Origin of the sequence: Wolbachia endosymbiont of Cardiocondyla obscurior (assembly GCF_902713635.1) — a bacterium.
GTDB classification, from domain to species: Bacteria; Pseudomonadota; Alphaproteobacteria; order Rickettsiales; family Anaplasmataceae; genus Wolbachia; species Wolbachia pipientis.
Map to the genome: position 1 here is coordinate 1 of NZ_CACTIU010000062.1, position 7446 is coordinate 7446.

Here is a 7446-nt window from a genome sequence, read left to right on the forward strand (position 1 = left end):
GTTTAGAATAAAAAAACGCCATACTTGAAAGTATAATGTAAGTAATTAGCCAACCACGGGGCTTCTTTTGCCTTTTTCTCCGCTTGGTAAATTTCTTAATGTTTATACGGAAGGTGTCATTCCAGCGCGTGACGCTGGAATCCCAAAAAAAGGATGATGTCATCCGAGTAGCTGACACTGGGATGACAAAAAAAGGAGCACTGGGATGACATCATAGGGGCGCTGGCCTGACAATCGTCATTCCGCTACGTGTTAGCGGGATCTAGAGATACCGTGACGGTATGACAAGGGAGAACAGTTGTATTCCTGCACAATTTATTCTCATGACAAAAACGTCTTAACTTTCTCTCTACTTTTTCTGGGTAAGGTCAATTTTGTGAAAAAATGGATTGAATTATAGGCAGATTTGGCTATTATTTGTAATACATGGGTATTAGGTAAAATGTTTAAATTTGATCCTTTATTATTAGCTCGAATTCAGTTTGCCTTCACAATAGGCTTTCACATTATATTTCCTGCTTTCACGATCGGGCTTGCAAGTTTTCTAGCCTTTTTGGAATGGTGTTGGCTTAAGACTGGTGATACACGTTTCCGTGATGTTTATAAATTCTGGATCAAGATTTTTGCCGTTGCTTTTGGCATGGGAGTGGTATCTGGAGTTGTAATGTCATATCAACTTGGTACCAATTGGTCGATTTTTTCTGACCGCATAGCCAATGTTCTCGGCCCTCTATTTTCCTTTGAGGTTTTAACAGCCTTTTTTCTGGAGGCATCTTTTTTGAGTATTATGCTATTTGGATGGAATAGAGTAAGTTCTCGTATGCACTTTGCTTCTACTTGTATTGTTGCAGTGGGAACGCTTATTTCAGCTTTTTGGATTATTGCGGCCAACAGTTGGATGCAAACACCCGCTGGATTCACGATTGGTGAGAATGGTCTCCTATATCCAACCAATTGGTTAGAGATTATTTTTAATCCTTCTTTCCCTTATCGCTTTATTCATATGGTAACAGCAGCCTATCTTACAACAGCTTTTGTGGTTGGTGGTGTAGGAGCATTTTATCTTTGGAGAAAACGACATGCTCCTCAAGCAAGAATTATGCTTGGTATGGCAACCATTATGGTAGCTTTAGCTGCACCATTTCAGCTGTTCATGGGAGATAGGCATGGATTAAATACACTAAAGCATCAACCTGCTAAGATTGCTGCAATGGAAGGTATATGGGAAACCGAAAAAGGGGCTGGCTTACTTTTATTTGCTTATCCGGATCAGCAAAATGAAATTAATCACTACGAGATAAAAATTCCTAATCTTGCCAGCTTGATCTTAACACATGATTTTTTAGGAGAAGTAAAAGGATTAAAGGAATGGAAAAAAGAAGATAGACCACCTGTAGTATGGGTATTCTGGTCCTTCCGTATAATGGTTGGAGTTGGAATTTTAATGATCATAATTGGGTCAGTAAGTGTTATACAGTATCTTCGTGGCAAATTATTCCAAAGTTGTTTCTTACATGGATGGTGGATATCAATGATGCCGTCTGGGTTCATAGCGTTACTTGCAGGTTGGTTTACTACTGAAATTGGCCGTCAACCTTACACTGTATATGGAATTATGCGCACAATTGAATCATTTTCATCTGCGATTACCGGTCCTCAGGTTGCATGGTCTTTGATTGCATTTATCGTTATGTATACCCTTATATTTGGAGCAGGTAGTTACTATATTCTGAAACTTATATACAAAGGAATTCCTGTCATTAAAGAAGAAGAGCAATTTTATAAACACGGTATTGGAGCTTCAGTGATTGATGCTGGTACATCTGGAAAGGACAACAATCATGTTTGATTTTTCTTCCTTAATTAATTTACCCCTAATCTGGGGATTACTAATTGCCATAGCTGTTTTACTGTATATTTTAATGGATGGGTTTGATTTAGGTATTGGTATTTTACTTCCTTTTGCACCGTCAGATAAATGCCGTGATCACATGATAAGCTCAATTGCACCATTTTGGGATGGAAACGAAACATGGTTGGTATTGGGTGGTGGAGGGTTGTTTGCTGCTTTTCCTCTTGCATATTCAATATTAATGCCTGCTTTTTATATTCCAATCATTATTATGCTGCTTGGCCTTATAGTGCGCGGAGTATCCTTTGAGTTTCGTTTTAAGGCAGAAGGAAAATACAGGCGATTATGGGATTATGCCTTTCATTTTGGGTCACTTGGTGCTGCATTTTGCCAAGGCATGATTTTAGGTGCATTTATACATGGTGTAGAAGTAAACGGACGCAACTTTTCTGGTGGCCAATTTGATTGGGCAAGTGCTTTTAGTGTAATGACAGGCATTGCTGTGATATTTGGATATGCACTTTTAGGTTCTACATGGCTCATAATGAAGACAGAAAATATAACACAAGAATGGGCACGCAAGGTTGCTTCTTATACGCTTGGTTTTGTAGGTATTTTCATGGGACTAGTGAGTGTAGTGACACCATTTTTAAATGAACGTATTAAAAACTTTTGGTTTAGCATGCCAAATTTTTATTATTTATTTTCTATTCCATTACTCACATCTTGGCTATTTTTCATGCTGTAGTTTGATCTTCAGAATACTAAACGGGAGTACCGTCCATTCTTTCTCAGTATTGCTATTTTTTTTATGGGATATTTAGGTTTAGGAATTAGTATCTACCCATGGATTATACCTTTTCAATATACCATTCTGGATGCAGCCGCTTCTGGGCCAAGTTTATCTTTAATGCTCATTGTTATAATACCGCTTTTACCAATCATTTTAACTTACACTGGTTATTGCTATTATGTCTTTCGTGGAAAATCAAATTATGAACACACATATTAAGGAGTTAGTGACCTTATGGTTAAAACGTTACCCTTAAATCAAGCAGTCGTTCAGGCAATGGCGTCAACTCAAGAACCTTCATTAGCAAACCCTCCTATGGATTTTCTGAAAAGTTTTTGAGTATATTGTATTTTTAATTTGTAGAATAAGTTTTTTTTCCTTTTTGCATGCTAACCAAAAAGGGTTCTGTCATCCTTCTTGTCATATAAGTAGCTTGACGCGGGCATTCAGTTTTCTTTATAATTTTCTTTGTGAAAGAACAAAAATGCTTATTTGTAACCATAGCTGGCTTACCAAATGCTGGGAAGTCTACATTAATTAACAGCATCATAGGCAAGAAAATTGCAATTGTCACCCCTAAAGTGCAAACAACAAGGACGCAAATAAGGGGTGTTGCAACATGCAACAACACACAAATTGTCTTTACTGACTCCCCAGGAATTTTCTCAGCAGAAACAAAACTTGAAAAAGCTTTAGTCAAATCTGCATGGTCGGCAGTTAAGGATAGTGACATCACTTTGTTGCTTGTTGATGTAAGCAATTATTTGAAAAATATAGAAAGAATTAAGACTATATTTATGCGGCTGCAGCGCACAAAAGGCAGATGCATTTTGGTTATCAATAAAACTGATTTGGTAAAAAGGCCTGAATTAAAGATGGCGCATGAGCATCTGAATTTGCTTTATAAATTTGAAAAGGTTTTTATGATATCAGCATTAAAGAATGATGGACTTTCTGATTTGATGAATTACTTGTCTGAAGTTGCATCGGTGAGCCCCTGGTTTTATGAAGAAGATCAAATAACCGATTCCTCAGTAGATTTTTTATCAGCAGAAATTACGAGAGAAAAATTATTCTTGAACTTGCGTGAAGAATTGCCATACTCTACAGCTATTATAACTGAACAATTTGAGGAAAAAAAAGATAAGAGTTTAGTCATCAAACAGATCATATTTGTGTTGAAAGATAGTCATAAAAAAATAGTGCTAGGGAAAGATGGCAGTAATATTAAAAAAATTAATATCGAAGCGCGTGCTGAACTAGAAAAATTATTTGAGTGCAAGGTACACCTCTTTTTATTTGTGAAAGTGCGACCTTGGATCGACCGTCCGGAGGAGTATATAGGCAATGCTTAATTCTTTATTGGTATTTGATATTGAAACTATACCAGATGTAAATTCCTGCAAAAATTTACTCAATATTAGTGATGATAGTAGTGTAGAAGAGAAGAGGGATGCATTAACAAAATATCATCTTGAAATAACAAACGGGCAAAACTCTTTTCTGCGTCAGCCTTTTCACCTTGTTGTAGTTATTAGTTTTTTACTTTGCAATATAAGCTACCAGAGTGGTTATGAGGTGTTCACACTGCAAGAAATAAGATCTGGAGGCACACTAAATTCCAGTGAAAAGGAGCTAGTGAAAGGATTTTTTAACTACATATCAGAGAAAAAGCCAAGATTAGTTTCGTTCAACGGACGCACTTTTGATATACCAGTGCTGAAGTATCGTGCTATGGTCCATGGCATTCAAGCAGAATATTTTCATAAAGCTGGCGATAAGTGGAATAGTTACAATCAGAGATATAGCAGTGATTGGCATTGTGATTTGCTTGAATCCCTCTCTGATTTTGGAGCTTCTGCGAGAGTAAAAATGAACGAAGTTTGTGCAGCATTTAATCTTCCTGGTAAGATTGGAGTTGATGGGTCACAAGTTATGGACTTATACGATAGCGGCAAGATACAAGAGATTCGAGATTATTGTGAAACAGATGTAATTAACACTTATTTGATTTACTTAAGGTTCATGCATCATCAGGAAAGGATTACTACTGAAAGCTACAACAAAAGTGTGGAAGAGCTGCTTTTAGAGTGCGAAAAAAAAGAATACCTAAAGAAATTTAAAGAAGAATGGCAAATAACTTGTGGTGGAAAAATTTTACTTCCATAGAATAAATAGTCGAGTTATAATGCACTAACAAGCGAACCTCTGTACTAAATTTTGGTTAATATACACGTTGAGCATATTAAGAAAGTTGCTTTTAAGGTATTGCATTTTACTTTTATTTTCGTTATAAGGTTGCTTTAAGTTGAATTTTCAACATTTTTATACTATTTACATTTAAGATATGATTTCGAAATTTTTTGGGGGCACTTCATGAAAAAGTCTATGTATACTAGAACTGCTCTAGTTTCTTTATTAACTTTATGTTCTTTCAGCAGTTTTGCAGCTGACTTTCCTGATGAGAGTATGAAGGAAATAAAAAAGCAAGAGAGCACAAAAACTTCTGGAAAAGTGGAAGTTATGAAAACATCAAATAAAAAACTGAAAGAAAAGATGGACAGAATATGTAATGCTGATCCAAGAAAAAAAGCTGAAGAGCTTAAGAAAAAAGAGGAGCTAAGATTAGCAGCCGAGCAGAAGAAAAAAGAGGAGATCAGGCTAGCAAATGAGAAAAAAGCAAAGCTTATAGAGGATTCAAAAGCGAAAGCTCTAAACGCTAAGAATTCTAATATAGAAAAAGGTAAAGTTTCAAAAACTAAGCGTTCTAAAACTAAGAATGCTAAAGTTGAAGCTAAAGATGTAAAGAAGGATATAAAAGTTGTTAACAAAAATACAGAGGAAAAAGGTAAGGCAAGTCCTGTTGTTTCAGTTGGTGGAGTTGATATTATCGATACCAATCAAGGGCAAAGTAATTTAAGAATAACTTTTGGTGGTGTTGTTGATGCTCAAGGTTATGGCAAAGCTGGACCAAGTGGCGCAGATTATAAACGTTATAACGTTATGCCAAACAGATCTACAGAGTATTATAATGCCACTCCAGATATAACAAGAGGAGCAAATCCAATATTCTATGAAGGAATAGGAAATATTGGTGATTACAGCAACGATATGGGTATGATTGCTGACGCGATATTGCACCTCAGAGCAGAAAATAAGAATGAAGATTTAGGTCTTCTTTATGGTGCTGACGTGCAGTTTCATGTCCCAGTGACCGAAGGTAAGGGAGCTTCACAGGGTGTTTATGCTGCAAAAGGCAGAAGTGCGCATGTGTTTGTTAACTCAAAATATGGTGACGTGAAGCTTGGTTACCAATTTGGTCCTGAGGCTCTGATGAGGCTTGATGCAACAAGAATTGCGACTGTTGACGGAGCTGCAGATAGTGACTGGTTCAGAAAAGTGAACTTAGAAGGAAGCGCTGCTAGCTTTCCATTTTATGTAACACCACGTCTTTACACTGAAAGTTTTTCGAGTGAAAGTGAAAAATTCTCTTTCCGTATGGCAGGGAAATATAACAAAGGCGTTATGACTACACTGCCATTTAGAGTTGCTTACTACTCACCAAATTATATGGGCGCAAGATTTGGTATCAGCTACTCACCTCGTTATGATAGTAGTTTGTTTATTGTAAAAGAAACAGTTCCTTTTAAGGAGACTATAAGTGGTGCCGAGGTGATAAAGCATAAAGAAGAGATAAAGCATGTCGGTCCAGACTATGAGCACATAGTAAGCGCTGGCGTATCATATGAATATGACTTTGATAAACATAAGGTGAAAGTTAAAACTTCTGCAGTTGGTGAGTATGGTCAAGCGAAAAAACTAAGTAAAGATAAGCATCTTTATAAGGAATTTGTAGAGTATAATGACCTGATGGGTGTTAATTTGGGTGTAAGCGCTGATTATAAGATTAATGAAGATCAAGGCGTAAAATTTGCCGCTTCTTTTGCATACTTGGGCAAATCTGGTCAACCGAAGGGTATTAAAAAATTAATTGGTGATACCTATACGGAAATTGATAGTAAAGATGCTACTGATGGCAAAAGAGTGGAAGGGCTGAAAGCTCAATTTGGTAAAGATAGTATAGATACCATGTATTGGACTGTAGGAGCTGGGTATCAACATGAGAATATCTACACAAGTTTGACGTATTTTGGCAGCAGAATGAATGACAAAGATATGCTTCATGATGGTGCACTTGGCGTTCAATATGATCTGTCTCCTGCATGCAGTAAGAACAAATTTGTTCCTTACGCAGCTCTCCATTATTTTATGACTAACGAAACAGGTAAGCTGAAAGATGAGTCTGATGCTGATGTACCTTCTAACCAAGGAATTCTCCTTCTTACTGGTGTGAAGTTTTCTTTCTAACCAGCCAGTACACACCACAGTTAACTGTGGTGTATTCTTGTCTGTTAGTGTTTATTTGTCGATCAAATAAACATATGGTGTCCTCTCTCCTGTCATCCCAGTGCGTGACACACAACTGTACGAACATTGTGATTTGAGGACACTCCACCAAGAAGGATGTCATCCCAGTGCCCAGACACTGGGATCCAGCTTTCCATGCAACTTCATCAAAAGCGTTTATTCAGCATAAGATCAGCCACTTTTTATGCTCACCAAATCAGTTTGCTTACTTACAAGCAAAATTTCCTGGATTCCAGTGTCAAGCACTGGAATGACACCCTATGGTCACCGGAATAACGCTTTATGGCTACTTATATCAATTCTCATTATTAGTGAATCAAATAAGCGATATTGTAGAGTTATTTAATTGTGGAGTGAGAAAGAAAGGCAATAG

5 protein-coding genes and 1 pseudogene are annotated in these 7446 nt (G+C 36.9%); all 6 read left to right on the forward strand.

Going from position 1 to position 7446, the window contains the following annotated elements; genetic code table 11:
* Window positions 1-442: 442 nt before the first annotated feature.
* The 6 genes and pseudogenes from WOCAOBSORBRA_RS04960 (at window position 443) to WOCAOBSORBRA_RS04985 (ending at window position 7349) form a co-directional block, all read left to right on the forward strand.
* A complete protein-coding gene (locus WOCAOBSORBRA_RS04960) occupies window positions 443-1849 on the forward strand; it encodes a cytochrome ubiquinol oxidase subunit I (RefSeq protein WP_006280502.1) in 1407 nt (468 codons plus the stop codon).
* Window positions 1842-2864: pseudogene (gene cydB / locus WOCAOBSORBRA_RS04965) on the forward strand (cytochrome d ubiquinol oxidase subunit II). Before WOCAOBSORBRA_RS04960 ends, cydB begins: the two are co-directional and overlap by 8 nt.
* Before the next feature lie 251 nt (window positions 2865-3115).
* Window positions 3116-4000, forward strand: coding sequence for a GTPase Era (era, locus tag WOCAOBSORBRA_RS04970; protein WP_174516052.1), 885 nt, complete (start codon window positions 3116-3118; stop codon window positions 3998-4000).
* Window positions 3993-4814, forward strand: coding sequence for a 3'-5' exonuclease (locus WOCAOBSORBRA_RS04975; protein WP_174516053.1), 822 nt, complete (start codon window positions 3993-3995; stop codon window positions 4812-4814). The genes era and WOCAOBSORBRA_RS04975 overlap by 8 nt, the downstream gene beginning before the upstream one ends.
* 207 nt (window positions 4815-5021) lie before the next feature.
* Window positions 5022-7013: a WD0745 family porin gene (locus tag WOCAOBSORBRA_RS04980; RefSeq protein ID WP_174516054.1), complete on the forward strand. Its 1992-nt coding sequence runs from the start codon at window positions 5022-5024 to the stop codon at window positions 7011-7013.
* Window positions 7014-7169: 156 nt separating this feature from the next.
* A complete protein-coding gene (locus tag WOCAOBSORBRA_RS04985) occupies window positions 7170-7349 on the forward strand; it encodes a hypothetical protein (RefSeq protein WP_155975174.1) in 180 nt (59 codons plus the stop codon).
* Window positions 7350-7446: the final 97 nt, after the last annotated feature.